21 protein-coding genes and 1 pseudogene are annotated in these 25,998 nt (G+C 49.2%); 7 read left to right on the top strand and 15 right to left on the bottom strand.

Translation table 11 applies throughout. The features are described from left to right. Nucleotides 1-59 precede the first annotated feature (59 nt). The 7 genes from QM717_RS09565 to QM717_RS09535 form a co-directional block, all read right to left on the bottom strand. A complete protein-coding gene (locus QM717_RS09565) occupies nucleotides 60-440 on the bottom strand; it encodes a hypothetical protein (protein WP_415037211.1) in 381 nt (126 codons plus the stop codon). A 12-nt stretch (nucleotides 441-452) separates the two neighbouring features. Then, nucleotides 453-2,723, bottom strand: a complete 2,271-nt coding sequence (locus QM717_RS09560) for a cation:proton antiporter (protein ID WP_415037209.1) — start codon at nucleotides 2,721-2,723, stop codon at nucleotides 453-455. 123 nt (nucleotides 2,724-2,846) lie between these two features. Then, a complete protein-coding gene (locus QM717_RS09555; RefSeq protein WP_415037207.1) occupies nucleotides 2,847-3,251 on the bottom strand; it encodes a hypothetical protein in 405 nt (134 codons plus the stop codon). After that, a complete protein-coding gene (locus QM717_RS09550; protein WP_415037205.1) occupies nucleotides 3,163-3,564 on the bottom strand; it encodes a LytR/AlgR family response regulator transcription factor in 402 nt (133 codons plus the stop codon). Before QM717_RS09550 ends, QM717_RS09555 begins: the two co-directional genes overlap by 89 nt. Next, complete coding sequence (locus QM717_RS09545) at nucleotides 3,530-4,276, bottom strand: sensor histidine kinase (protein WP_415037203.1); 747 nt, start codon at nucleotides 4,274-4,276, stop codon at nucleotides 3,530-3,532. The genes QM717_RS09550 and QM717_RS09545 overlap by 35 nt, the downstream gene beginning before the upstream one ends. 4 nt (nucleotides 4,277-4,280) lie before the next feature. Further along, nucleotides 4,281-4,610 carry a DMT family transporter gene (locus QM717_RS09540; RefSeq protein WP_415037201.1) on the bottom strand — a complete coding sequence of 110 codons (330 nt, stop codon included), beginning with the start codon at nucleotides 4,608-4,610 and terminating at the stop codon, nucleotides 4,281-4,283. 3 nt (nucleotides 4,611-4,613) lie between these two features. Then, nucleotides 4,614-6,881: a cation:proton antiporter gene (locus QM717_RS09535; protein WP_415037199.1), complete on the bottom strand. Its 2,268-nt coding sequence runs from the start codon at nucleotides 6,879-6,881 to the stop codon at nucleotides 4,614-4,616. Between the two features lie 195 nt (nucleotides 6,882-7,076). Here QM717_RS09535 and QM717_RS09530 point away from each other — a divergent pair. The 4 genes and pseudogenes from QM717_RS09530 (at nucleotide 7,077) to rpoN (ending at nucleotide 13,340) form a co-directional block, all read left to right on the top strand. Further along, a pseudogene (locus QM717_RS09530) lies at nucleotides 7,077-9,453 on the top strand (efflux RND transporter permease subunit). Between the two features lie 382 nt (nucleotides 9,454-9,835). Further along, nucleotides 9,836-11,269, top strand: coding sequence for an asparagine--tRNA ligase (gene asnS / locus QM717_RS09525; RefSeq protein ID WP_415037197.1), 1,434 nt, complete (start codon nucleotides 9,836-9,838; stop codon nucleotides 11,267-11,269). Between the two features lie 218 nt (nucleotides 11,270-11,487). Continuing rightward, nucleotides 11,488-11,610, top strand: coding sequence for a hypothetical protein (locus QM717_RS09520; protein WP_415037195.1), 123 nt, complete (start codon nucleotides 11,488-11,490; stop codon nucleotides 11,608-11,610). A 263-nt stretch (nucleotides 11,611-11,873) separates the two neighbouring features. Then, nucleotides 11,874-13,340, top strand: coding sequence for an RNA polymerase factor sigma-54 (rpoN, locus tag QM717_RS09515; protein ID WP_415037193.1), 1,467 nt, complete (start codon nucleotides 11,874-11,876; stop codon nucleotides 13,338-13,340). Nucleotides 13,341-13,347: 7 nt separating this feature from the next. On the opposite strand, the gene QM717_RS09510 is transcribed toward rpoN, so the two are convergent. Together QM717_RS09510 and QM717_RS09505 are read right to left on the bottom strand one after the other, a co-directional pair. Further along, nucleotides 13,348-13,602 carry a T9SS type B sorting domain-containing protein gene (locus QM717_RS09510; protein ID WP_415037191.1) on the bottom strand — a complete coding sequence of 85 codons (255 nt, stop codon included), beginning with the start codon at nucleotides 13,600-13,602 and terminating at the stop codon, nucleotides 13,348-13,350. Then, nucleotides 13,523-15,445 carry a hypothetical protein gene (locus QM717_RS09505; protein WP_415037189.1) on the bottom strand — a complete coding sequence of 641 codons (1,923 nt, stop codon included), beginning with the start codon at nucleotides 15,443-15,445 and terminating at the stop codon, nucleotides 13,523-13,525. The genes QM717_RS09510 and QM717_RS09505 overlap by 80 nt, the downstream gene beginning before the upstream one ends. Before the next feature lie 147 nt (nucleotides 15,446-15,592). Here QM717_RS09505 and QM717_RS09500 point away from each other — a divergent pair, with 147 nt between their 5' ends. Next, nucleotides 15,593-16,198 carry a hypothetical protein gene (locus QM717_RS09500; protein WP_415037187.1) on the top strand — a complete coding sequence of 202 codons (606 nt, stop codon included), beginning with the start codon at nucleotides 15,593-15,595 and terminating at the stop codon, nucleotides 16,196-16,198. Here the strand turns inward: QM717_RS09500 and QM717_RS09495 are convergent. The 4 genes from QM717_RS09495 to QM717_RS09480 form a co-directional block, all read right to left on the bottom strand. Further along, nucleotides 16,193-16,942, bottom strand: coding sequence for a porin family protein (locus tag QM717_RS09495; RefSeq protein ID WP_415037185.1), 750 nt, complete (start codon nucleotides 16,940-16,942; stop codon nucleotides 16,193-16,195). The genes QM717_RS09500 and QM717_RS09495 overlap by 6 nt on opposite strands. 14 nt (nucleotides 16,943-16,956) lie before the next feature. Further along, nucleotides 16,957-18,936 carry an ATP-binding protein gene (locus QM717_RS09490; RefSeq protein WP_415037183.1) on the bottom strand — a complete coding sequence of 660 codons (1,980 nt, stop codon included), beginning with the start codon at nucleotides 18,934-18,936 and terminating at the stop codon, nucleotides 16,957-16,959. A gap of 135 nt (nucleotides 18,937-19,071) precedes the next feature. After that, nucleotides 19,072-19,212, bottom strand: coding sequence for a hypothetical protein (locus QM717_RS09485; RefSeq protein WP_415037181.1), 141 nt, complete (start codon nucleotides 19,210-19,212; stop codon nucleotides 19,072-19,074). Nucleotides 19,213-19,527: 315 nt separating this feature from the next. Continuing rightward, nucleotides 19,528-20,241 carry a LytR/AlgR family response regulator transcription factor gene (locus tag QM717_RS09480; RefSeq protein WP_415037179.1) on the bottom strand — a complete coding sequence of 238 codons (714 nt, stop codon included), beginning with the start codon at nucleotides 20,239-20,241 and terminating at the stop codon, nucleotides 19,528-19,530. 94 nt (nucleotides 20,242-20,335) lie between these two features. Between QM717_RS09480 and QM717_RS09475 the strand changes: the two genes are divergently transcribed. Further along, a complete protein-coding gene (locus QM717_RS09475) occupies nucleotides 20,336-20,977 on the top strand; it encodes a response regulator transcription factor (RefSeq protein WP_415037177.1) in 642 nt (213 codons plus the stop codon). Between the two features lie 545 nt (nucleotides 20,978-21,522). Here the strand turns inward: QM717_RS09475 and QM717_RS09470 are convergent. Next, a complete protein-coding gene (locus tag QM717_RS09470; RefSeq protein ID WP_415037175.1) occupies nucleotides 21,523-23,796 on the bottom strand; it encodes a CotH kinase family protein in 2,274 nt (757 codons plus the stop codon). 261 nt (nucleotides 23,797-24,057) lie between these two features. Between QM717_RS09470 and QM717_RS09465 the strand changes: the two genes are divergently transcribed. Beyond that, nucleotides 24,058-25,449 (top strand): T9SS type A sorting domain-containing protein, encoded by a 1,392-nt coding sequence (locus tag QM717_RS09465; RefSeq protein ID WP_415037173.1) that lies wholly within the window; start codon nucleotides 24,058-24,060, stop codon nucleotides 25,447-25,449. Here QM717_RS09465 and QM717_RS09460 read toward each other — a convergent pair. Continuing rightward, on the bottom strand, nucleotides 25,446-25,994 hold the full coding sequence (locus QM717_RS09460) for a hypothetical protein (RefSeq protein ID WP_415037171.1): 549 nt from the start codon (nucleotides 25,992-25,994) through the stop codon (nucleotides 25,446-25,448). The genes QM717_RS09465 and QM717_RS09460 overlap by 4 nt on opposite strands. Nucleotides 25,995-25,998 lie beyond the last annotated feature (4 nt).

Raw genomic sequence — 25,998 nt, 5'->3', positions numbered from 1 at the left:
AGTTTCACGCAAAGAACGCAAAGCTTTGAAACTTTGCGCAAACTTAGTGTTCTTTGTGGTTAAAAAAACCGATACCCCAAACCGAACGTCCAAATCTGTTCGTCCTTGCTGTCGTAACCGTAATACGGCGCAATGAGCATCACGTTGCGGTATTCGACAATCGGGGAAACCGCGAGCCGCGGCATGGCCTTTTGATCCTGCACGATCAGCGATGGAAATGCGCCTACGCCAATCTTGAATTTGTTGACACGAAATTTAAGGCTCGGCCCACCGACATTAATCCCCAAGGTCTCGCTGCCGTAAGAGACACCGAGCATACCGTCGAAACCAATATCGATTTGCTTTTTCTTTTCAACAGGGGTTTCAGCAGTCGTCTGCGAAAAGGCAAAAGGAGTGACCGATACTGCGGCGAGCAGTACCCAAGTTTTAAAATTAATCATGTTCTTTGAGTTTTAAGGTTTGATAATCAAGACCGATGGCGTATGGTTGAGCCAAATGCTGTGCGAATCGACGAGTTTCTTCCAGCTTTCCAGGCTGATGATCATGAGGTCTTGTTCGTCGAGAAATTCCTTCCTTACGGTTTTGTCGTTCATCACCATGATGTGATTCGGTGCGGTCTGTTCAATCGAACGGATGTTTTCCTTGATCGCCGAATTGTTCTTGATTTCACCCAAAGCATCGAGCACCGTGACTTGCGAACCGTTGTTGTGGATCAATTTCTGTGCGTATTCCATCAGGAACACATCGTCGTTGCCAAACATTGGAAGAAAAATACGGTTGATGTCCTGAAGCTCTTTATCGAGCAAAATCCCAACAGGCATTTTACTTTTGGTCACGATCTGTCGTGTGCGTTCATCGAAAGGCGAATTTTCGAACAGTCCTTCCTTACCCGTAAATTTATCGATAAGTCGGTCGGGATTGATGATGCGCGTCGTAAAACCGAGCACTTTCCCGAGCAACGTCCCTTCGAAAATCGATTGCCCAAGCCCGATGAGCAACAAATCATATTCGCCTTGGTTGGCCGTTTCGACGATGTCGGTATTGATGTCATTCGACGCCTTGAACAAGGTCGTGATTTTCTGGTCGAGATGGTCCGATTCGGCCAAGACGGAACGGAACGTCTTGTTTTCGTATTCCTTGAGATCGAACGTATGCAATTCGGTGCTCAGCGACAGATGCATCGCGGTGATTTGCGTATTGCTCGATTGTTTTTTGACCAGACTGTGCGCCATGCGCAGCAAGGTTTTTCCGCTGTCTGAAGAAGCAAACGAAATCAGGATGCGGTACTTGCTTTTGTTGCTGATCGTCTCAGGCACAATCGATGGTTTATCGCGCCAAATGTAGTTGATCAAATCGAGCGCCGGCCCGGTCATGAACGTCGTCACGAGTGCCATGATGACCATCATCGTAAAGACTTCGGTCGACAACACGCCGAGGTCGTAACCGATGTTGAGCACGACCAGTTCCATGAGTCCACGCGTATTCATGAGTGCGCCGATCGAGAGGCTGTCTTTCCAACTCTGGCCGACGAACTTGGCCGCGAGCATGCTACCGACAAATTTTCCGGTGACCGCAATACCAATAATAATGAGCGTCATTTGCCACAAGGCCGGGTCGCTGATGAGCCCGATTTGCGTGCGCAATCCCGTAAACACGAAGAACAACGGCAACAATAAAATCACCGCCGTATCTTCGACCTTATCGATGATGATGCTGCGGAATTTGCCGCTTTCGGGCATGATCGCCCCAGCCATGAATGCGCCGAACAACGCATGGATTCCGATGATTTCGGACACATAAGCCGAAATAATCAGGGTCAACAGGAAAATCGCCACGACCGGTTTGCTCAAACTTTCGCGTGTCGATTTGAGATCGCCTACGCGTTTCAAGAACGGACGTACCACTTTGAGCATCAAAAACACATACACTATGGCCATCGCGATGATGTACAGCGAACTCGCAAACGAACCCGCCTTGACGATTGCGATGACGGCAGCCAAAATGCACCAGGCCGTGATGTCGTCGGCAGCCGCACAAGTAATGACGACCGCCCCGAGTTTGGTTTTGTGGATGCCGCGTTCCTGCACGATTCTGGCCAAAACCGGAAAGGCCGTAATGCTCATCGCGATTCCCATAAAAAGCGCAAACGAAGCAAACTCGATGGTGGCCGGTGCAAATTGCTCGTAGGTAAAATAGGCAAATCCCACACCGAGTGCAAACGGGATGATGATACTCGCATGGCTGATGACCACCGCATCATGCGCTTTGTTGCGCAGCGCCTTGAGGTCGAGTTCCATCCCGATGACGAACATGAACAAGATCAATCCGATTTGGCTCAAGAACTGTAAATTCCCGAGCGATTCCTTTGGGAACAGCAAAGCCGAAAATTCCGGCCAGTGCATGCCCACGAAAGACGGCCCGAGCAAAATCCCCGCAATCATTTCGCCCACCACAGACGGCTGTCCGATCTTGCGGCATACCCAACCAAAGAACCGCGCCACGAAAATAATCGTCACGATCTGCGCCAATAAAATAGCCAATGGATGCGTCAAATTGTGCTGCATCGACGCAATGAAATCCTGCCAATGCCCACTTTCAAAAGGTTTGTCGGCAATGGTGCGGCCCATTTCGAGCTGCTTGCCTTGCGTCATGATCCAGTACATCAGTGCAGAGAATCCGCCGATGATCGCGATATAAAAAATGGAGTTCTTGAATTTTCCCATGTTTGTTTGGAATGAAAGATTCTTTTCGTGCTGCAAATATGGGCGGTGTTTTGGTGGCGGAAAAACATTTTCAACGCTAATTTCCACTTCGTGTAACAAGCGGGAAAAATATTGTAACAAAGCCTAGCCGTTGACCTTTTCGAGAAAGTCCGGGCGGTATTTTTCACTCAAACCCACCGTAATCGGTTTGCCATTTTTATCGGTGGCCTGCAGCGTGATTTCGTCGTGTGAAAAAAACCGGATTGCAGACAGTGCCAAGATTTCCTTTTTGTTCACGCGGCAAAATCCGTTGGGCGGCAAAACTTCGGACAAGGCATCAAAACTGATGTTCTTGAGCAGCATCACTTGGCCGTCCTGCAGCAAAACCTCTTTGTCACGGCTATCCTGGACGGCGGTTCTAACCAAAATGATTCTGTTGAAATACAGCAACGCCTTGCCCTTATCGGTATTGAACGGAGCAAAACGGTTCACGGCAGGTTTGCGGAACTGCTCGACCGCCTTGCCGACCGCTTTCTGCAACCGCTCCAATTTGACCGGTTTGGTGATGTAATCGACGGCTTTCGAGCTCGAACGCATCGACAGCGTATTCCTTGTAGGCCGTGGTAAAGATCACCAATTTGCCTTGCAGTTTCTGGGCCACGGTCAATCCATCGATGCCGGGCATTTCAATATCGGAAATGAGCAGGTCGAAATCGAGCGCGTCCATTTCGGCAAGCAGTTTTTCAGGGTCGTTGAACGCCTTGATGACTTCGAGTTCGGGCAACTGCTCACACAACATTTTGAGATAAGCCAAGCCTGGCAGCTCATCATCCAGCAGCAAACACTTCAGTTTTGTATCCAAGCAAATTGATTTTTAAATGGGCCGTAAAAATGTCGTTTTCGGTAAACCGTTCGAGTTTGAAATCGTCTTTGTATATGATCTTGAGGCGTTGTTCCAACGTTGTCGATCCGATGCCGCTGTTTTCCTTTTTGAGCGCTTTCTTGTCGGAAATCTTGTTCGAGACCGTCAGCGAAAAAGTGTTGTCGCGGTATTCGAAAACAATCGAGATGAACGCATCGGCGCTTTGCAGGTCGGCGTGTTTGAACGCATTCTCAATGAGGTCGATCGAAATAAGCGGTGCCAACAACGATTGGTCGTACAACGGTTCGTTTTCGTTGATCTTGGTCTTGACCTTGAGTTCGAAAAGCGGACTGACCTTGATCTTGTTGATTTCGATCAGGTTCAATGCAAATTCGATTTCCTCCTTGGGCGAGACAAGTTTTTTCTGGCTTTCGTACAAAATGTAATCGAGCACATTGGCCAGTTTGTCCAACGCAAAATAGGTTTGGTAGGCATGCGACTGGATCGAATTGAGGATGTTCTTGAACAGGTGCGGGTTGAGCCGCGACTCGAGCGTTTCGAGCTGCAGGTCGCCCACTTTCATCTCGAGATTGTAGAACTTCTCGGCGATGGCGTTTTTTTTCTTCTCGGATTCGCGCAAACGAAAAGCCAGCCAACCGACAACGGCCAACAGTCCAATCAAGGCAATAATCAATAACGTTTGGCTTTCCATAAAATTAATGACTGGATACGAATTTGAGCCCGATGATCGACGCGATCAAGGTAGACAAAAAGAAAATACGCCAAAAAGTCGCGGGTTCCTTAAATACAAATACCCCGACCAAAACGGTTCCCACGGCCCCGATTCCCGTCCACACCGCATAAGCCGTCCCGATCGGCAGGGTTTGGGTGGCCTTGTACAATAAAAACATGCTGATCGAAAGGCAAACGAAAAAGCCAACCATCCACAGCGTGGCGGTCGTGCCCGAAGTTTCCTTGGCCTTGCCGAGACAGGAAGCAAAGCCCACTTCGAAGAAACCGGCGATGATGAGTAAGATCCAATTCATGGTTTATGGTTTTAGGATGAGTACCGATGGTATGTTGCTGAGCCAGATGCTTTGCGAGTCGACGAGTTTTTTCCAGCTCTCAAGACTCACAATCATGATGTCCTGTTTGGAAAGGAAGTCCTTTTTCATCGTGCGTTCTTCCATCATCGTGATGTTGATCGGCATTTCTTCCTCCAACGCGAGAATGCTTTCGCCGATTTCGGGATGTTCCTTGACTGCATTGTTCGGATCGACAAAAGTCACATGCGAATTGTTGTTGAAGATGAGTTTCTTGGCAAAATCGACCAGGAACGCATCGCCTTCGGTGAAAATCGGGACAAAAACTTCATCGAGGTTTTCGAGGTTCTTGTCCACGAGTATGCCGACCGGCATTTTGGTTTTGGCTACGATCTGGCGCGTTCTTTCATCGAAAGGCGAATTTTCGAACAAGCCTTCCTTTCCGGTGAATTTATCGATGAGGCGGTCCGGGTTGATGATGCGCGTGGTATAGCCCAGCAATCGGCCGAGCAAGGTGCCCTCGAAAATCGATTGCCCCAATCCGACGAGCAACAAATCGTATTCGCCGTGGTTCGCAATCTCAATGATATCGGCATCGATGTCATTCGACGCCTTGAACAATTTAACGATCGGCTGGTTCAGGTTTTCCGATTCCTGGATCACCGGATTGAAACTCTTGCGTTCGTGTTCCTCGAGGTCGAAGGTGTGCAATTCGTTGCTCAAGGTCAGGTGCATTGCGGTAACGGCAGCCTGGCTGTTTTCTTTTTTGATCAGGCTATTGGCCAAACGCAGCAACGACTTGCCGCGATCGGAATTCCCGAATGATATCAGGACTTTGTACTGGCTTTGTGTCTTGACTTCGGCCGGAATGAATTCGTCCCTGGTCTTGAAAATATAATTGATCAGGTCCAGGGCCGGGCCGGTCATAAAAGTCGTGACAAGCGCCATGATGACCATCATCGTAAACACTTCGGTGGTCAATACGCCAAGGTCGTAACCGATGTTGAGCACGACGAGTTCCATGAGTCCGCGCGTGTTCATGAGCGCCCCGATCGTCAAACTGTCGCGCCAACTCTGGCCCACAAATTTGGCGGCGAGCGCACTTCCGACAAATTTCCCGATGACGGCCACGAGAATGATCAGCGCCGTGACCTTCAACAGGTAAGGATCGCCGATGAGCCCGATTTGCGTACGCAGACCCGTAAAGACAAAGAACAGCGGCAGCAATAAAATGACCGATACGTCTTCGACTTTCTCGATGAAAATGTTGCGGAATTTGGTGTTGTCGGGCATAATCGCACCGGCCATGAATGCCCCGAAAAGCGCGTGGATGCCAATGACCTCGGTGGCGTAGGCCGAAATGATCAACGTTAAAAGGAAGATGGCCACGACCGGTTTGCTCAAACTCGAACGCGAATTCTTGAGCGCGCCGACCCTTTCCAAAAACGGACGCACGACCTTGAGCATGATCAGCACATAACCGATCGACATCGCGATGATGTACAACGAACTCACAAAAGAACCGGCCTTGACAATCGCAATGACGGCGGCCAAGATGCACCAGGCGGTAATGTCGTCGGCGGCGGCGCAGGTGATGACAATGGTGCCGAGCCTGGTTTTATGGATGCCGCGTTCCTGCACGATCCGCGCGAGAACAGGGAAAGCCGTGATGCTCATCGCAATGCCGAGGAACAATCCGAAAGATGCGAATTCGACCCCATCGGGTGCGTATTTGTGGTAGATGAAATAGGCCAGCGCAATCCCTAAAGTAAACGGAAAAATGATACTGGCATGACTGATTACGACCGCGTCGTTGGCTTTGTTTTTCAGGGCTTTGAGATCGAGTTCCATCCCGATGACAAACATGAATAAAATCAATCCGATCTGGCTCAGGAACTGCAAATTGCCGAGCGATTCCTTTGGAAACAACAAGGCCGAATATTCCGGAAAATACATCCCGACAAGCGATGGGCCGAGTACGATTCCGGCGACCATTTCACCAATGACGGTGGGCTGTCCGATTTTTCGGAACATCCAGCCAAAGAAACGCGCCACGAGAATAATCGTGATGATCTGCGCGAGCAAAATGGCCAACGGGTGACCGAGGTTGTGCTGCATCGACGCGAGGAATTCGGACCATTGGTCTTTGCCGTCGGGAACCGTGACATGTCTGCCGTGTTCGAGTATTTTGCCCTTAGAAAGAATCCAGTAAATCAACAGCGAAAAACCACCGGTGATGACAACGTAAAAAATGGAATTCTTGAAATTCTTCATGCAAAAATAAATGAATATGGCTTGGCATCCCGACCGCTCGGGAGCGAAACCAAATATATAAATTATACGGACACAAAAAACCCGTCCGCCAATTTAATGTCCCTTAAAAATCAAGGCGTTTTTTGTAGAAATCTGTAGCCCAAAACTTTTCCTTTTTCTGGTGTTTTGTTTACCTTTGCAACCATTTTTAAAATTATGAAAAAGAGATTCAAGGTCGGTTTTTGGGAAGGCGTTGCCCGAATCATCCTCAAGAACCGCATCACCATACTCACTGCGATTGTCCTGTTGACCGTTGTGCTGGCGCTGCAATGGAAAAACCTCGGCATGACTTACACCGAGGCCAACCTGTTGCCCAAGAAACACATCGCCAACCAACAGTACCAGGAATTCCTCGACCGTTTTGGCGAAGAAGGCAACCTGGTCGTGATCGGCGTCCAGGACGACCGTTTGTTTACCCCGAAAGCGTACGCGGCCTGGAACGAAATGATGGCCTCGCTCAAGAAAAACAAGGAAGTCGACCTCATTATTTCGCTCAAGGACCTCAAGAAATTGCAGAAAGATACCGTGGCCGAGAAGTTCGACCTTGTCCCGCTCATCGATGCAGCCCAGGCCGGCGATGCGTCGTATCTGCAAAAAATCAAGCACGAGCTGTTCCAACGGTTGCCGTTTTACGAAGGTTTGCTCTACAACAAGGAATCGGGCAGTTTCCGTTCGGCGGTCTACATGAACAAGAAAATTGTCAACACGGCGGCACGAAAGGATTTCATCATCCAGAAGCTCGTCCCTGCCGTGAACAAATTTGAGAAAGACACCGGAATCGATCTGCGTGTTTCGGGTATGCCGTACATCCGGACGATCAATGCCGAAGACATGAAAGGCGAAATCGGATTGTTTATCGGTTCGGCCCTGTTCATCGTTTCGCTCATTTTCTTCCTGTTTTTCCGTTCGCACCGCGCGACGTTGATTTCGACAACGATTTTGGTTTTTGGCGTAATGTGGTCGTTCGGCACGCTCGGTTTGTTGCATTACAAGATTACGATTCTGACGGCGATTATTCCACCGCTGATTATCGTCATTGGGATTACCAACTGCATCTTTTTGATCAACAAATACCAGCAGGAAATCAAATTGCACAACAACCAGGCGAAGGCGTTGCAGCGCGTGATTTCGAAAATTGGGGTATCGACCCTGATGACGAATTTGACCGCCGCGACGGGTTTTGCGACATTTATGATTACAGGCAATGAGTTGTTGTTTGAATTCGGTTTGGTGACCTCGATCAACATCATGGGCGTCTATTTGCTCACGCTTTTGATCGTCCCGATCATGTACAGTTTCATGTCGGTTCCAAAGGAAAAGCACCTGTACCACTTGAGCCGTACCTATCTGACTACGCTCACCGACCAGATCGAGTCGATTGTCAAGTACCGACGCAATTACATTTATACCGTTTATGCCATTTTGCTCGTCGTGAGTCTTTTCGGTTTGTCGCGCATGAAAGTGTCGGGCAGTTTGATTGGCGAGATGCCGAAAACCGCCTCGTTCTTTAAGGACATCGTTTTTTATGAAAAGGAATTCCATGGCGTGATGCCGCTCGAGATCATGATCGACACCAAGCGCAAGAAAGGCGTGATGAAACTCTCGACGCTCAAGAAAATGGACGAATTGCAGAAAACCATCGAAGAAATCCCCGAATTGTCCAAACCGGTTTCGATCGTGAACCTCGTCAAATATGCCAAACAGGCTTATTACAACGGCAACCCTGAATATTATGACCTGCCGACCGCACAGGAACAGGCGTTCATTTTGAGCTATGCCAAGAACGCGACCAAGAATTCGAAGGACAACATCATGAAAGCCTATGTCGATTCGACCGGGCAATACACACGCATCACGACTTTTATGCGCGACATCGGTACCGAAGAAATGGCACGTGTCGAAGGCCAACTCCAAAAGAAAATCGACGAGATTTTCCCGAAGGAACGCTTCGAAAGTCACGCTGACCGGAAAGGCACTCGTATTCCAGAAAGGAACGGCCTACCTCGTCGACAACCTCATCGAATCGATCATTTTTGCGATTTTGATGATCGTCGTTTTGATGGCCTATATGTTCCGATCGGTCAAGATGATTGCCGTTTCGCTCATTACGAATATTTTGCCGTTGTGCATCACCTCGGGCATTATGGGCTATATGGGCATTCCGCTCAAACCGTCGACGATTTTGGTGTTCAGTATTGCGTTCGGAATTTCGGTCGACAACGCGATCCAGTTCATGGCCAAATACCGACACGATTTGATTTTGAACAACGGAAAAGTCAAGAAATCGGTCATGAGCGCAATTAGGGAAACCGGAATCAGTACGTTCTACACCTCGATTGTACTCATCTGCGGATTTGCAACCTTTACGTTGTCGAGCTTCAGCGGGACGATTGCACTGGGCGGACTCATCTCGTGTACGCTCACGTTTGCGATGTTTGCCAATTTGATCGTGTTGCCGGCCTTGGTGTTGACCTTTGAGAAAAAACGTCTGCGCAAGGAAGAATTGGTCGACGACGGAATTATTGAGGATTGATACTTCGACATTCGTTGTTTGCTAATCGACATTCCTTTTTCTGAACCGAAGAACCGCAGATTAACGAATAATGAATTTTGAAATATTCACCCTAGCCCGGATAGAAGCGGAAATCCTTTTTTAGGATTGACGAAGCGCAGCGAAGAAAATCCTAAAAAAGATTGGAGCGGATAGCCGGAAATAGCTCCTAAAATAAAATTACAATTATATTTGCACTCTGATTTTCAATCTGAAGGTCTGAAGGTCTGAAGGTCTGAAGGTCTGAAGGTCTGAAGGTCTGAAGGTCTGAAGGTCTGAAGGTCTGAAGGTCTGAAGGTCTGAAGGTCTGAAGGTCTGAAGGTCTGAAGGTCTGAAAATCTGACAATCTGACAATCCTAAAAAAATGAAACATACCAAAGTAAAAGACCTCCTCAGCAGCAGCAAAACCCTGCAGGAAGTGACCGCCAAAGGCTGGGTCCGTACGTTCAGAAACAACCAATTCATCGCGCTCAACGACGGGTCGACGATCCATAATATCCAGTGTGTGGTTGATTTTGAAAATACACCCGAGGAAACTTTGAAACGCATCACGACCGGAGCCGCGGTTTCGGTGTTTGGCGATTTGGTGGAAAGCCAGGGCGCCGGACAGAAATACGAAATCCAGGTCAAGAAGCTCGAAATCCTGGGCGACTCGGATGCCGAGAAATTCCCGATGCAACCCAAGAAACACTCGCTCGAATTCCTACGCGAAAATGCGCATTTGCGTGTCAGAACCAATGCATTCGGCGCAATCATGCGCGTGCGTTCGGTGTTGGCGGCGGCCGTGCACCAATATTTCCAGGAAAAAGGATTTGTGTATGTGAACACGCCGGTCATCACCGGTGCCGATGCAGAAGGCGCGGGCGAAATGTTCCAGGTGACTTCGTTGCCATTGGACAAACTGCCTAAAAATGACGACGGCAGCATCAACTATAAAGAAGACTTCTTCGGGACACATACCAATTTGACCGTTTCGGGACAATTGGAAGGCGAAGCCTATGCGATGGCTTTGGGCCAGATTTACACCTTTGGACCGACATTCCGTGCCGAGAATTCGAATACTTCGCGTCACCTCGCCGAATTCTGGATGATCGAACCCGAAGTCGCGTTCAACGACCTCGACGACAACATGGACCTGGCCGAAGATTTCATCCAGTACGTGATCAAATACGCGATGGACCGTTGCGCCGACGACCTCAAATTCCTCGAAGGCCGCTTGATCGACGAAGAAAAATCGAAACCGCAGGCCGATCGCAGCGAAATGACCTTGCTCGAAAAATTGAACTTCGTATTGGACAACAATTTCAAACGCGTGTCGTATACCGAAGCGATCGACATCCTCAAAGATTCGACCCCGAACAAAAAGAAAAAATTCCAATACCTGATCACCGAATGGGGCGCCGATTTACAAAGTGAACACGAGCGTTATCTGGTCGAGAAACACTTCAAATCACCGGTCATCTTGTTTGATTATCCGGCCAACATCAAGTCGTTCTACATGCGCATGAACGAAGATGGCAAAACCGTGGCCGCGATGGACATCCTGTTCCCGGGCATCGGTGAAATCGTCGGTGGTTCGCAGCGTGAGGAGCGTTACGACGTACTGATCGAAAAGATGCAGAAAATCGGTATCGATGAGAAGCAATTGTGGTGGTACCTCGACACGCGCCGTTTTGGAACCGCGGTCCACTCGGGTTTCGGACTTGGTTTCGAAAGGCTCGTGCTTTTCGTAACAGGCATGACGAACATCCGCGACGTGATTCCGTTTCCGAGAACGCCGGGTAATGCGGAGTTTTAAAACTGCGTTTTGTATCCTTATAATATTCAAAGCCTGACGTTTCGTTGGGCTTTTTTGTTGGGAGCTGTTCCCGCTTTCGCCTTTATCTTTTGCTTCGTAAACTACGCAAAAGGATACCGGCTCTATCGGGGCTATGCTGCCGCAAGCTTTCTTTTGTCTGGCAACAAAAGAAACAAAAATGCCTGGCGCGCGATTGTTCGGCGACCAGCTCGTTTTCGATGGCTAAATCGAAAGAACTCGCTTCGCTCAAACAGCTTTCGATTTTTACGCCATCTTCAAACGGCTGGTACCCGCCTGCCACAATCAAAGCGCGCAACCTCACGAAGAACGTCTGTTCGTAATTTGAAGATTATTCTTCGCTTGGAGCGGTAAATTGTAAAATTCCCGAAAAAACTTTCTTAGAGTGTTTTCGCCTTTTTGCAATCCCGACGCTTCGGGACGGCGAGGCAAAAGTTGAGAAACTAGCCCCGATTGAAGTGGAAATCCTTTTAAAATTTGCGTAACGCAGTGGAGAAAATTTTAAAAGATTGCAGCGAATAGCGGGAACAGCTCCTAAAAAAAATTTTAGTAAATTTGACCATTCAAACGCCACAAAGAAAAAATCATGCTCAAGCAATTCCTCAACCTCAAACTTTCGCAAAAACTCTCGCCGCAGCAAATCCAGCTCATGAAGCTGATCCAACTGCCGACGCAGGCTTTCGAGCAACGGCTCAAGGAGGAAATGAACGAGAATCCGGCTTTGGAGGCGGGCAAAGAGGAAGACGAGGAATACGAAAAGGACGAGTTCGACAACGAGGACGAATACGATGATTTCGACGACAACGAAACGATCGAGGCCGACGAGATCAACATCGACGAATATTTGAGCAACGACGAGACGCCCGATTACAAATTATCGGCGAACAACTACTCGGCCGATGACGAGCAACGCGAATCGCCACTGGCGGCCGGCGTGAGTTTCCACCAGGATCTGCTCAACCAACTCAACACTTTTATCCTGACCGACGAGGAGCGCGAGATTGCGGAATTCCTCGTGGGCAGCATCGACGATATGGGGTACATCCGCCGTTCGATTCCCGACATCGTAGACGACATGGCGTTTACGCAAGGCATTTACACCGATGAGAAAACGGTCGAGCGGATTTTGCATGTGATCCACGAATTGGAACCTTCGGGGGTGGGCGCGCGCGATTTGCAGGAATGCCTGTTGTTGCAGCTCAAACACAAAACCCCGACCGAATCGATTGGTTTGGCTACCGACATCATCGAGCACCAATTCGATGCCTTTTCGAAAAAACACTACGACAAACTCCAACAGAAATATTCGGTTTCGCAGGAACAGCTCAAGAATGCGATCAGCGAAATCGAGAAACTGAACCCCAAACCGGGTGGTGTTTTCGCGGGCAGTACGCGGCTCATCGAACACGTGGTACCCGATTTTACGATCCGTATCGTCGACGGCGAACTCGAACTGACACTCAACGGCAGAAACGCACCGACCTTGCACGTTTCGCGTGATTACCAAGAAATGCTGCAAACCTATAAGGCTTCGCGCGACAAATCGCAGCAACAGAAAGACGCGGTGCAATTCATCAAGCAGAAACTCGATTCGGCCAAATGGTTCATCGACGCGATCCGCCAACGCCAGGAAACCTTGTTCGTGACGATGAACGCGATCATGCATTACCAACAGGAATATTTCCTCGACGGCGATGAAACCAAATTGCGCCCGATGATCTTGAAGGACATCGCCGACATGGTTGGGCTCGATATTTCGACGATTTCGCGTGTGGCCAACAGTAAATATGTCGAAACGCCGTACGGCACGAAACTGATCAAGGAATTCTTCTCGGAGGCGATGAAAAACGACCAAGGCGAAGACGTGTCGACAATTGAAATCAAGAAAATCCTGCAAAACGTCATCGAGGAAGAAGACAAGCGCAAACCGTTGCCCGATGACCAATTGGCCGATATCCTAAAAGAAAAAGGCTACCCGATTGCACGCCGTACGATTGCCAAATACCGTGAACAACTCGAGATTCCGGTGGCGCGGATGCGCAAGAAGATTTAAAGGGTAATTATCGTTTCAATGTAAAATGCCCCTTGAATTCCTTGCCGCTTTGGCGTTTGACCGTAAACCAATAATCGGAGGATGGGAGTTCTTTTCCGTTCAGGGTTCCATCCCAACCTGCACTTTTACCCAAGAAACCGGTGATGATTTTTCCGTAGCGGTCGTAGATTTCAATTTCCATATCAGGTTCGGTCGAACTTAGGATAATGTTCCAGGTATCGTGGTAACCGTCGCCATTGGGCGTGAAATATTTCGGATACATGAGCAGGAATACGTCCTTGAGCGATTTGCTGCAATTGTCTTTGTCGCGCACATGCAACTCGTATTCGCCCATCGGCAAACCGCCAAAATAGGGACTGTCCTGGTAACGGATTCCATCGAGTGAATATTCGTAATTGCCCGTGGCCACGACTTCGATGGCATTGTTGTCGTAGGACCAATCCTCGGTAACTACTGCATATTGTACCGGGAAATTGTTGTTTTCGGCCAATGCCTTGACCCAAAAACTGCCGGTCTCGAAAACAGCCGCTGTAGGTGTTTTCGATGCGTACAAAAATCTCTTTTACACCGCTGGTCATCGGATAGGGAACTGCGAGTGGATTGGCGTCATTTTCCGCATCATTCATACTGTGGTGGAAAGTGATTTCGATGTCTTCGGAATCCTGTCCGTTCAAGATTTGCGGGATTTGACTGTCTAATTGTACCGAACCGGTATGGGCCGTACAAATAATCATGTCCTTGGGTTGGTTGAAATCGGGTTTGGGCGCGACTTGCAGTGCAAACTGAAATACCGAAAAGCAACCGGTCACCGTATTGGTCAACCGCACGCCAACATTGGTATTGCTGCTGGTCGTGTACCAATCGGGAATCGGGCCTGTATTGTTTTGGGCATGCATCAGACTGGAATGGTAACTCAACTGTACATTGGGCTGTAGGCCGATGATTGCCGTCCTGAGCGCACCCAAGTCGAATTGGTTCGCGTTCGGGTCATTTTCGCAATGCACGATTTGCACCGGATCGTTGTAGCCCGGAGCCGCATTGATGACCAGTTGCACCGGAATGGTGACGATCTGGTTGTTGACCAGATTGCGGATGACCACGTAAACGGTTTGTCCGAAAGGAACGGTATTGGTCCATTGCGACGGCAACGGATTGGTATTGTCGTGTGCATTTTGCGCGGTCTCGAAAACCTTGATCTCGAAATCGACCGCCTCATTTTTCCCCGCAGCGCCATACCAATCGTCAGATGCATTTGGGTTGTTCAAGACGGCGGTAAAGGCCATCGGCTGCTGGGTATCGATCTTGTAGAGTTGGAAAGGCGTCACCCCATAAAGCTTCCCGAGTTCGCTGGCCAAGCCAAACGTATTGTCGGGCAGGCTCCCCAAATCGACATGCGAAATGTAGTTGGTATTGCTGTCGACCGTGACTTCATACAACCGGCAACCGCCGTTGATTTTCCAGGCGATGTACATTTTGTCGCGGCACATCACAAAGTCACCCGCCGCCGCTCCTTGTCCGAAATCATGCCACGGATTCATCGTGCCATAGGAGCCATTGGGCATGCGGTAGACCTTGGCATCGAATCCGCCGAGGTAAATATTGTGGTTGCGGTCAAAGGAAAGCGAGGTGATCGCATTGCCGTTGAGTCCCAAATCGATGGTGTTCTGGACCGCACAGCTCGTAGGGTTGAGTTTGTAGATCTTGTCGGTGGCCGCCACATACATATCACCTTCCTGGTTGATGGCGATGTCGAGCATGCCATAACCGCCCAGTCCGGCGCTTCCGTTGCAAATAAATTGGCACTGCGGCGTGTTGTCCATATTGGTGACCAAATGCACCTTGGCCAGGCGCGTGCTGATGTAGATGCCTTCTTGCGTCCCAAACTGGTTGACGTTTTCGTCGAGCACTTGGCTTTGGATCGATTCGAGGTTGATCGAAAGCAACCCATCGCTATCGGTGTCGCAGAATTGAAAAGTATTGGTGGTCGATCTCGCCGTGTTTCTGGGTTCCCCAAGGAGATGATTCGCTGCGCTGCGCTGTCCGGGCATTTGGGCCCACGCCAAAACCGGTAAAAACAGTAGGAATATCTTGAAGGTCAATTTCATTGGGGATGAATTTCGTAACAAATATAATGGCAGTTTTGCGTGGCCGTTCAAATCGGCCGAACTATTAGATAAACTTCACAAAACCACCGACGAACAGCACGCCCGAAAATTATTTTTGAGTAGTTTTGCTAAAAATTGTCCCTCGCCTTGAAAAAGATCCTGCCACTATTCTCTTACCTGTTCCACCCGATTTTCATGCCGCTTTTGGCCGTGTCCTTTTACCTGTTCGCCATCGATAATTATTTCGTGCTTGAACAGAAGCTATTGGTCCTGGTCCAGGTATCGATCATCATGGTGTTCATCCCGCTTTGTTTCTTCTTCCTGCTCAAGACTTTGGGCAAGGTCAACTCGATCATGCTTTCTGATGCCTCGCAACGGCGCATCCCTTTGTTTATCCAAGCATTGCTCATCATCACCCTGATCACCAAAAGCCTGACGCAGGAGGTCGTCCCCGAATTGTTTTATTTCTTTTTGGGTGCCTTGGCCAGTACGGTTGCGGCTTTTGCGCTGTTGTTCGCGGGAATCAAGGCGAGCCTGCACATGGTCGGCATCAGCGCATTGACCGTTTTTGTGATCGGGCTCAACATGCACTACCAATACAATGCGATTGGTCCGATTGCATTTCTGATCCTGATGAACGGAACCGTAGCGGCCTCGCGTCTCGAAATGCAGGCACACACGACAAAAGAACTGCTCATCGGATTCCTCGCAGGCGTGCTGCCGCAGTTGGGATGTTTATATTTTTGGCTATAGGATGTAGAACATCAAACCCAGGTGCAACGGGTTGAGCCCGACCGAACCATTGTTGACCTTCGCCGACGATTGGTAAAACGACGTCAGCCCATAATAGCCGTAGAAATTCCACGTATTGTAGCCCCAGGTCAGGTAAGCGCCCACTTGAAACTTATTGAGGTCGTTGTTGTTGGTCACGGTGATGTCATAATTGGCATCGACATATTTGGCACGTCCCATGGCGAGGTAACTCAACTTTACCCCGGTGTAAATCCGCCAGAATTTGTGGCTTTCGGGCGTCGAGGTGCGCCAGCGGAATTCAATCGGCACATCCACCGTCAATTGTTCGTATTTGTTTTTCTCGTAGGGCGTACCGGTGGCGATGAAATTGTACTGCGCCACATCGTCTGCCTTCGAAACGACCAGGTTCTGGAAATATTTGTTGTAGGAAACACCGAGCCCGACGGCAATAGCGTACGTACGGCGTTTGTTGATCGGCATGTCGCGCAAAAATCCGCCCGTAAAACCCGAGGAAAATTTGTTCTCCGAAACCCCGGCCGGTTTGTTGAGCAGGCGGTTGTAGGTCGCCGCCACGTAAAATTGGTCCTCGCGATAGAGCGAATCGACAGCAATCATGGGCGGTGGCAAGGTGACCGCTGGTTTGTCCTGTGCGAACGTCTTCAATGCCAAAAGAAGAAATAAAACCGGTAGTGGGAAACGCATGTTGATTGTTTTGCGGTCTAAAGTTACGAAAGATTCGCTCATGAACGGCAATTGAATTAAAACACTACCTCAATGGTGGTTCCGTTATCGGGGGTCGAAATGATGCGCAGTTCGCCCTGGAGCGCTTCGGTCCGCGTCTTGATGTTGCGCAGCCCGATGCCGTCCTTGGCCTTGTCCACCTGGAAGCCCACGCCGTTGTCCCAAACCCGGATCGTGATTTTGTCGCCGGTCTTGAGCAGCATGATCAGGCATTTGGCGGCTTTCGAATATTTGTTGACATTTTGGATGGCTTCCTGGATGATGCGGTACACATGGATTTTATCGGCGCCCGAAACCACCGACCAATCGATGTACCGGTCGACCGAAAGATCGAATTCGGTGTTGAAATCATTTTGCTGTGCGTTGACCAGGTTACCCAGGATTTCGGGCAGGTTCTTGTCTTCAAAAAACAGGCTTTGCTGCAAATCATGCGAAACTTTGCGGATTTCCTGTTCGGTTTTTTCGAGTTCACGCACGAGTTCGTTTTTCTTTTCGGTTGAACCCGATTCGAGTTGCATCAAATTGAAGCGCGTCGTAAACACACTGTTGACGATGCCGTCGTGCAGTTCCATCGCAATGCGGTTGCGTTCTTCGTTGCGCGCCGCCTCGGTTTCGTATTGCTGGTTGAGCATGAGCTCGTAGATTTTCTCGTTGGCTTCCTGCTGCTCCTTGACGTAACGCAATTCCTTGTTCTTGGCGCGCAACCTCAGGATCACGAATCCGGTGATGGTCGTCAGCAAAACGAAAAGCGAAACGATGATGATGATCTTGTTGCGGCGCGACAGCAATTGGTTCTGCTCCTCGATCTGGTCGGTTTCGTAAGCGATCCGGGCAAATTTGTTCTGCGTGGCGCGTTCCACATTTTGCACGCTGTCGCTGATCTTGAAATACAGGTCGGAATAATAATCCTTGTTCTTCGAATCGTTCTCGGTCAGCAGCTTGAGCGTTTGGAGCATTTCGGCGCTGACCTTGATTTTGCGCGCCAACTCAAAACCTTCCCTGAAATTCTGCAACGCCCGGGCCGTGTCTTTGCGCAGCAAATAATACTCGCCGATTTTGGTCTTCGAAGAAATAATCCCAGGCAAAACCTCAAGGCTGTCCCTGATGCGCAACGAACGCAACAACAGGCTTTCGATCCTACCATTGTCCCCCGATTTCATTTGGGCATAAGCCAGGTTGCTGAGCAATGCGGCATACAATTCGGGCCATCGCTCGTAGAGGTTTTCGATCTGCAATCCTTGGTTGTAATACCCGATGGCCTTGCCGTATTCTTGCAGGCGTTCATAGATCGTTCCCATATTGTTGTAATGGATGGCACGGTAATAACGCGCATGCTCCACCGGAAAATTGGGTGTCTTTTCGAGTTTCTCGAGTTCGGCAAACGAGCGGTTGAAATACTCGAGCGCCTTTGCATAATCCTGAACCTCCTTGAGGCTCAACGCAATTTTGACGTAACTGTTGTAAATGAGGTACTGGTCGTTGGTGTGCTTGAGCACCTTGAGCGCGCGGATGGCCTGGTTGATGCCTTCGGGAAAATTGCCCGAGTGGTAGAGCACCGTCGACTTGTTCAGGATCGCACGGCCGTAATTGACCGAATCCTTGACCAACCGGTACATCTTTTCGGATTGCAGATAGTACTTGAAAGCACTGTCGGTTTGCATCTCGTTCTGGTAATAATCCCCGATCCACGAAGATGCCTGTGCCCAATCGACCGTATCGTTTTGCTTTTTGGCTTTGGCATAGACCAGTTTGCAGACGTCGAGGTATTTTTGCCTTGCGCCCAATTCTTCGTACCGCGCGGCCACATTGAACAGCAGCGAGCGCCTGAGCGTATCATTGTCGGAGGTGCGCAGCTTGGCAAAAGCCGAATCGATGATCCTTTCCCTGTCTGCTCCCGCTGCCACTGAATCGGCTTTCCTGAACAATTGCTTGACCTCGCGTTGGATCATTACCGGGCTTTCTTCACGGCCGCGACAGCCAATCAGCAGCAAAAGCATACAGCCCGAAAAATATGTGAGGATTTTTGAATTCAATTCGCGAAGGCTAGGGTTAATCAAAAATACATTTTTTATCGACTGTATGTAAAAAAAAGAGCGACCAAAATGATCGCCCTTCAGATAGTGGTATTCGGATTAACCTTTCGGTTTAGTTGGATCGGTTGGTGGTGGCGGATTGTCACCGATTTCTGACGTTGTCAATTTTGGTTTTTGTACTGTAGATGCAAAGGTTGGTGTGGCAATGGCAAAGCAAATAACAATTAATAGCGTTTTCATACGTAAATATTTTAAAAATTAGCAATAGGCATTTTGTAAGCTGCTCCGTGCAGGTTACAGATCGAACTTTCGGGAAGTGTTAGTCCGGGCGAGAATGACACAGGAATGATTTCCTGATTTTCCCCATTCTCAAATTGCGAGTTTTATGGTATTATTTTTCGGTCAACTCACAAGGCAAATTAACAGCGAAAAAACCGTTAAAGCAGCAAAAATGAATGCCGTTGTTGTGAACGACTGTAAGACAGTAGGAAAATGCAAAATCTAAAGGGTGAAATACCTGTTTTGAAAAGCCTTGATTTTAAAGGGATTTCTTAATCAATAGTTAATATTCCGCACAATTGCGTCAATATTTTCCCTGTAGCTAATTGAGAACGGGAGAATTTCATTGTAATTCAGGTAACATTTCGACTTGCTGAAGTGTATTCGCGAAACGTGATTAATGTTGACGATGTAACTTTTGTGGATGCGCAGGAAATAAAAAGGCAAACTGTTCTCAAAATGCTTGAGCGTCTTGTAGGCATTGACCGTCTTGCCGTTGATGAGCCGAATGTCGGTGGTATTGTTGTCGGCCTTAAGGTAAATGATGTCCTGCAAAGCCACGAACTGGTAGTCGCTGTACGATTTGATGCAGATCGTGGAAGCCGTCGTCGGGCTGCACTTCTTCTCAAACTTGAACAGGCATTTCCCGAGCTGGTGCAACTGCAAAGGCTTGAGGATGTAATCGGAAAAACCCGACTGGATTGCCTCGAAAGCATGGTCGGGGGTTTTGGACAGCGCGATCAAATAGGGCATGCTGTCCATATATTGATGCATTTCGGATAGCGCAGCAAAAGATAAACTCTTATCTTTGGGGTCGAATGGAACGCCCATGACCACCAATTGCGGTTTGAGTTTGAAGATTTGGTCCACGGCAATTTCCTCATTCTTGAAAATCCCGGCACAGAAATAATTCGGGAAATTTTCGAACAGTTTGAGCGTCTCATCGATAGCGGCGCTGTTGTTGTCGATAATGAGAAAAGAAAACCGCATACTTGTGTGAAAAATAGTGCAATCTAGCCAAGAACTATTTTTTTTTGGTGCACAAAAACAGCACATTTTGTTAAATTTTGTTTAAGAAATTTTTATGCACGTACTTTTAGCAGACGATCACCCGATGACCATCGAAGGCTATTGCGACGCCCTGCGCAACGAACCGTTCTCGACCTTCCACCCTATTTTTACCAAAGTCTACAACTTCGAAGATGCCTACCATGCGGTCGACAAGAACCCATTCGAACTGGCCATCATCGACAACAGCATGCCCGGTTATGCCGAGGCATCGATCCTTTCGGGGATGGACCTCGCGCTGTTCATCCGCCAAAAGCTACCGAACTGCAAAGTGATCATCATCACCGCGCACACCGAAGTCATCATCGTTTACGATCTGGCCAAGAAAGCGCGTCCCGACGGACTCATCATCAAGAACGATGTCACGCCCGAAAAGCTGCAATTCGCCGTCATGGAAGTACTCAAGGGGAATACCTACCAGAGCCCGCTGGTCAAGAATTGCATCAGCGAAATCTGGAAAAAAGAACTGATGGTCGAAGACTACAACCGCCAGATTTTGTTTTACCTGTCAAAAGGATTCAAGATCAAAGACCTCGAACAAACCATTTACCTGACTTCGAGCGCCATCCAGAAACGCATCAGCCGCATGAAGAAGGCTTTCGACGTTTCCGATGACACGAGCCTGGTCAAGGAAGCCATCCGCCAGGGATTTATTTGATTTTTTGTTATTGTTATTTAGCTTCGCTCAGTTTGGCGTTGCCTCGGGTGGGCGTTGCCTTCGGCCGCGCTTTCCGCTCTATCTTTTTTGCTGTCCCGACATTTCGGGACAGCAAAAAGGATGCCGCTGCAATCGCTAACGCAAACGACCCTAGCACGACCAAAACCTTCAAAAAACCAAAGTTTTAGCTTAAAATTTTAACACTTTTTACGCATTTACAACCTACTTCGTTAAAGGTTGGGCCGCGCGTATACGAGTCCCGATTTTTGTTAGTATTTTTATCACAGTTAAGACAGTTTCTCCCTACGAACTGCTTGATTTTAGCAGATAATTTACCCAATTGCTGCATAAAAATATTGCTGGTGACAGTTATAAACTGTATCGGGAACGTTCAGCTTACGGAAGTGGTACCGGAAGCGCAACCCGAAACAGCCAAAGAAAAAACAGGAAGCAATTCTGGCGAAAGCTCCTGTCTACTTCAGCGGATTGCCGCCACCGGTATAGATTACTCAACTTAGAAGCTCCCAATCGGGAGCTTTCTTTTTTTACTGCTTGACGACTTTGATCGTGGCGCTCCCGTTGTCCCCGAACACTTTGACCGTGTAGACGCCGGCGGCCAGTGAGCCGGTTTTGATTTTGGCATTGCGCCCTTGCGTTTGCTCGACCATCACCTCCTGCCCCATCAGGTTGTAAAGCCGCACTTCGTTGATGTGCTGTTCAGCCGAAAGCAACAGTGTTTCCCGCATCGGATTCGGCCAGGCCTTGAGTGCGAATGCCGCCTCGAAATCTTGTGTAGAAAGGCTTTCGTTGTTGGCCCCGAAAGTAGGCGGTTGGTTGACAAAATTCCCGGTACCGTTCGGAATACGGGCATAGGCCACATTTTCGGTCTGGGCCCCAAAAGTCACCTGATCGATGATCGTCCCGTTCGGATACGACAGGATCACACTTTCCCCGCTCGCCGAGAGTTTGAAATCGGCATGCAGCCCACTTTCGGCCAAATCCTCATCGGCCCAAACCGTCAAATAACCGTGCGGTTCGATGGTGAGTCCGGCTGGGAATTGCCACTTCTGCAAATTGTTCGCATTGTCGGTTAGGTACAGGTTGTCGAGGCTGACCGTGTTGTCGGTGTTGTTGTAGAGTTCGATCCAATCCTCGAATTGTCCGGCCGGATCGGTCGTCCCTGTTGTATTCTGTGCCATGATTTCATTGACCGCCAACTCACCCGCATTGATCGTCGGGTAGGTCGCGTCGAGGCTGTGGAATTCATATTCGGCGCGTTCAGGCGAAAAAGCGCCAATGGAATTGTTTTCGGCATAAATGTAATACTGCAAATAGGCATTGGTCACCGTCACCGAGGCACCGTAGACATTGTCCCCGGCCGCACCGTCGTTGTGTGCGCCATCGTCGAACATCGCCACTTTGGTAAAAACCGATTTGTAGTTGTTCCTAAAACCGAGGAAAACCGCATTGGCATTGGTATTGGCAACCTGCGCCGCAATTGCAATGGTACTGCCTACGGTCGGTGTGGCCACCGAAGGTTGCACATTGGTGATGATCGGTTTCGGTGCCGTGAAATCAGGCAAAGCGTTCAGGAAATTCTTGCGCTGGTTTACTAAATTGGTAATGCCTGGCGCGACCAGGCTGTTGTTGGTCACGATGTCGTTGTCGAGATTGGTCTGGAACGCCCCATAACTGTTGAGCTTGTTCGGATCGGCCTGTACGGCCCCGTCGATCAAAGTCCGCAATGCCTGTGCCTTCGGCAGATAGGAGTTGTTGACGAAATTCTCCTGCAATATCGTATTGAAATGCGCGAGGTACATTCGGCGGTAACGTGTATTGACGAGCAATTTGTTGACGAGTGGGAAAGTGTTGTCGTTCAAGTGCTGGAACGGCGACAACTGCGCCTTGGCGGTCGTATTCTGCAACACGGACGAACCCAAATCGGCGAACACGCCAAACGACATGTTCAAGTCCCACAGTACCGGGTTGAAGCGGCCATTCTCATCTTGGTACAAATAATAATTCTGGTTGAAAATCCCAATATAGCTGTCGATGTTGACCATGATGTTGTTGAAGGCAAGCATCCACAACGTACGGTCGATGTCGAGCTGCGATTCGATGTTCGACACATTGTTGTTGAGCGTATTGGTCAACCCGATGAGTTCGTTCCAGCCCGTATCCGACTTCATGCGGTAAGCCAGGTTGTAATTATTGACATTGTTGCCCCAATGGATCAGAGCCGGCAATTCCTGCAGGCTGTTGACATTGTTCGCACCATTGACGGGCGAGCAGTCAAAAAACGGATGATCGTTCGAATAAAAATGTTTCTGCACGAATTTCTTCGACACCGATTCGACGTTCACATACAGCCCGATCAACACGTCATTGACATACACATTGGCATAATTGCACTGCGGGGCGGCCATGTACTGGCTCAGGATCGAATAGGAAAGCGTTTCGCGCACGAAGGTCGGGTCGAAGATGACATTGCTCAACTTGATGTCGGTGTAACCTTGGTAATCCTGCTCCTGGAATGCATCGAGCTCGATGTGGAACGGGTTTTTCGGAAAGAACGGGATGTACGAGCTGTTGCCCTTGTACTTGACACCGACGTTCTCGAAAGCCGTCCCGTTGATCACGACCGATTCTGCCGGGATGTAATTCTGTGTCGTTTGCTGTTGGACGTTGAGTTGCTGCTCCCAATCGGTTTGGGCAAAGTACAATCGGATTTCCTGGATGCTGTTGGTGTCGTAAAACGACTGTGCCTGTGCGGCGAACATTAAAATCAAAAATGGAAGAACGAGTAATGTTTTTTTCATAGCGGTTTTTTGTTGGTTAACGCTATGTAGAGCATTTATTTTCAATTGGGTTGCGTGAGAATTTCATTTGGCGGATAAAACTTGAAAGACCAATACAACAACATTCATTCGCGAACGCTCGTTTGACGGCCGATCGAAATGATTTCGAGACAAGAGGCAACCAAATCGAAAATTCGCATCCTAAAAAGTAACATTTCGGTTTTGAAACCGACTTAACAGCGAATCATCGTCATCAATCATCATCATCAACAGTCACCAATCATGACAAAAGTATCCTTTATCCAGAAAACAATCCTTATTCTTTTATTGCTGTTCCAATGCACCGTCCACGCGCAATGCTGGAAATCGGTCAGCCCCGGCGCCGACTTTTGCATCGCCATCAAAGAAGACGGCACGCTTTGGTCCTGGGGCAACAACAACAGCGGCCAGCTCGGACTCGGCCACTTTGACAACAAAACCATCCCTACCCGCGTCGGATCGGAAACCGACTGGGAAACCGTTTCCTCGGGCTACGGATTTGTGCTGGCCTTGAAAACCAACGGGACCATCTGGGTATGGGGCCGCAATGATTTTGGGCTCGGGGGCAATCCCGGAAGTCCGACCAATGCACCTTCGCAGGTCGGCAGCGATTCCGACTGGAAATCCATCCACGCCGGTGGCGCCCATTCGTTCGCGATCAAAAACAACGGTACGCTTTGGGGTTGGGGCCGCAACGATTTCGGGCAATTGGGCATCGGTACGTTTGGCCACACCAACATTCCTACCCAAGTGGGAACGCAAACCGATTGGGAAACGGTAGCCGCAGGTACTTTCCATACGCTCGCCGTCAAGACCGACCAGACGCTTTGGTCGTGGGGCTACAATTTCTCGGGACAATTGGGTCAGGGCACGGCCGGTTTCGGCACCGAACTCAACGTCCCAACGCTCATCGCCGCATTGCCGGCCAACGCCTGGAGGTGCATCGCAGCCGGTGGCCGCCACAGCATGGCCATCACCGAAACGGGCAGCCTGTGGATCTGGGGCAACAACAACAATTTTGCGTTGGGGCTCAATGACGGATCATTTTACAAATCCGTGCCGACCCGTTTAGGCAATACCAATAACTGGAAATTCGCGGCCGGCGGCATTGACCATACCTTGGCGATCAAAGAAGACCAAACCTTGTGGGGCTGGGGTGAAAACACCGACGGGCAATTGGGCGATCATTCGACCATCGACCGACCGGCACCTGTACAGGTCGGCGGTATCGGCAATTGGACGCTCGCCGATGGCGGGTTGCAACATTCGTTATTTGTGAAGGACGGAGAAATTTTCACCTCGGGCGGAAACGCTTATGGCGAATTGGGCATCGGCTCGCTCGTGGGCCACAACAACCCGCAACCGGTGGATTGTCCGCAGACTTTGGGCACCAACAGTTACACCCAGTCATACTTTACGGTTTATCCGAATCCGGTCAGGGAAATCCTTACTTTGCATGCACTTGAAGATTTCAAGATCGACCAGATCCAGATCATCGATGTGGCCGGGAAAGTGATTTTGGAGCCCATCGTAACCGAAAAATCCATCGATGTGCAACCGCTCCAAAGTGGTTTCTATTGGCTGATGGTTTTTGCAGAAGGAAAAAAAATCCCGGTAAAATTCATCAAGATTTAATCCTGCCCATAACCGTTCTGACGCAGGGCCAACAAAGCCGCATCGGCCAAAGGCTTGAGCATCGGGACGCTTTTTTCATGGCCTTTGTGCGGTAAGGTTTCGGTCAAAAAATCGAGGTAACGGCAGCCGCATTGGTACAACGCGGGCAGCAATCTTTTTCGGTCGAGAAAAATGGGATCGCCTTTGACGTAATGCCGCGTAACTTCGTCAAGCACATCGGGAAGGATTTCAATCAGGTTGTCTTTGGGCGTATACATCGTGGTTTTCCCATTCATAAAGCCGATGTATTCGAAAGGTTTACCCTCGGCCAATTGCTTCACACCCAAAAAACACAAGATGTGTACGGCATGCGCGATCGAATCCTTGAACGCATAGTGTTGTCCGCCTTCGCCCATGTAAAAACGCCCGACGTGTCTGTTCGTGGGTTCGGAAAGTTCCTCGATCAGGTATTTTTCGGGATGGCTGCGCAATTCGGACTCGAGCACAAAAACAATGTCTTTTTTCCAATCGTAAGGCAACGCCATCAATCCGAATTCCACTTTCATACGT

The sequence above is a fragment of the Flavobacterium sp. genome (assembly GCF_047602195.1).
Classification (GTDB): Bacteria; Bacteroidota; Bacteroidia; order Flavobacteriales; family Flavobacteriaceae; genus Flavobacterium.
Note: the sequence above shows the minus strand (reverse complement) of the source record. Positions and strands in the feature narration are given on the sequence as shown.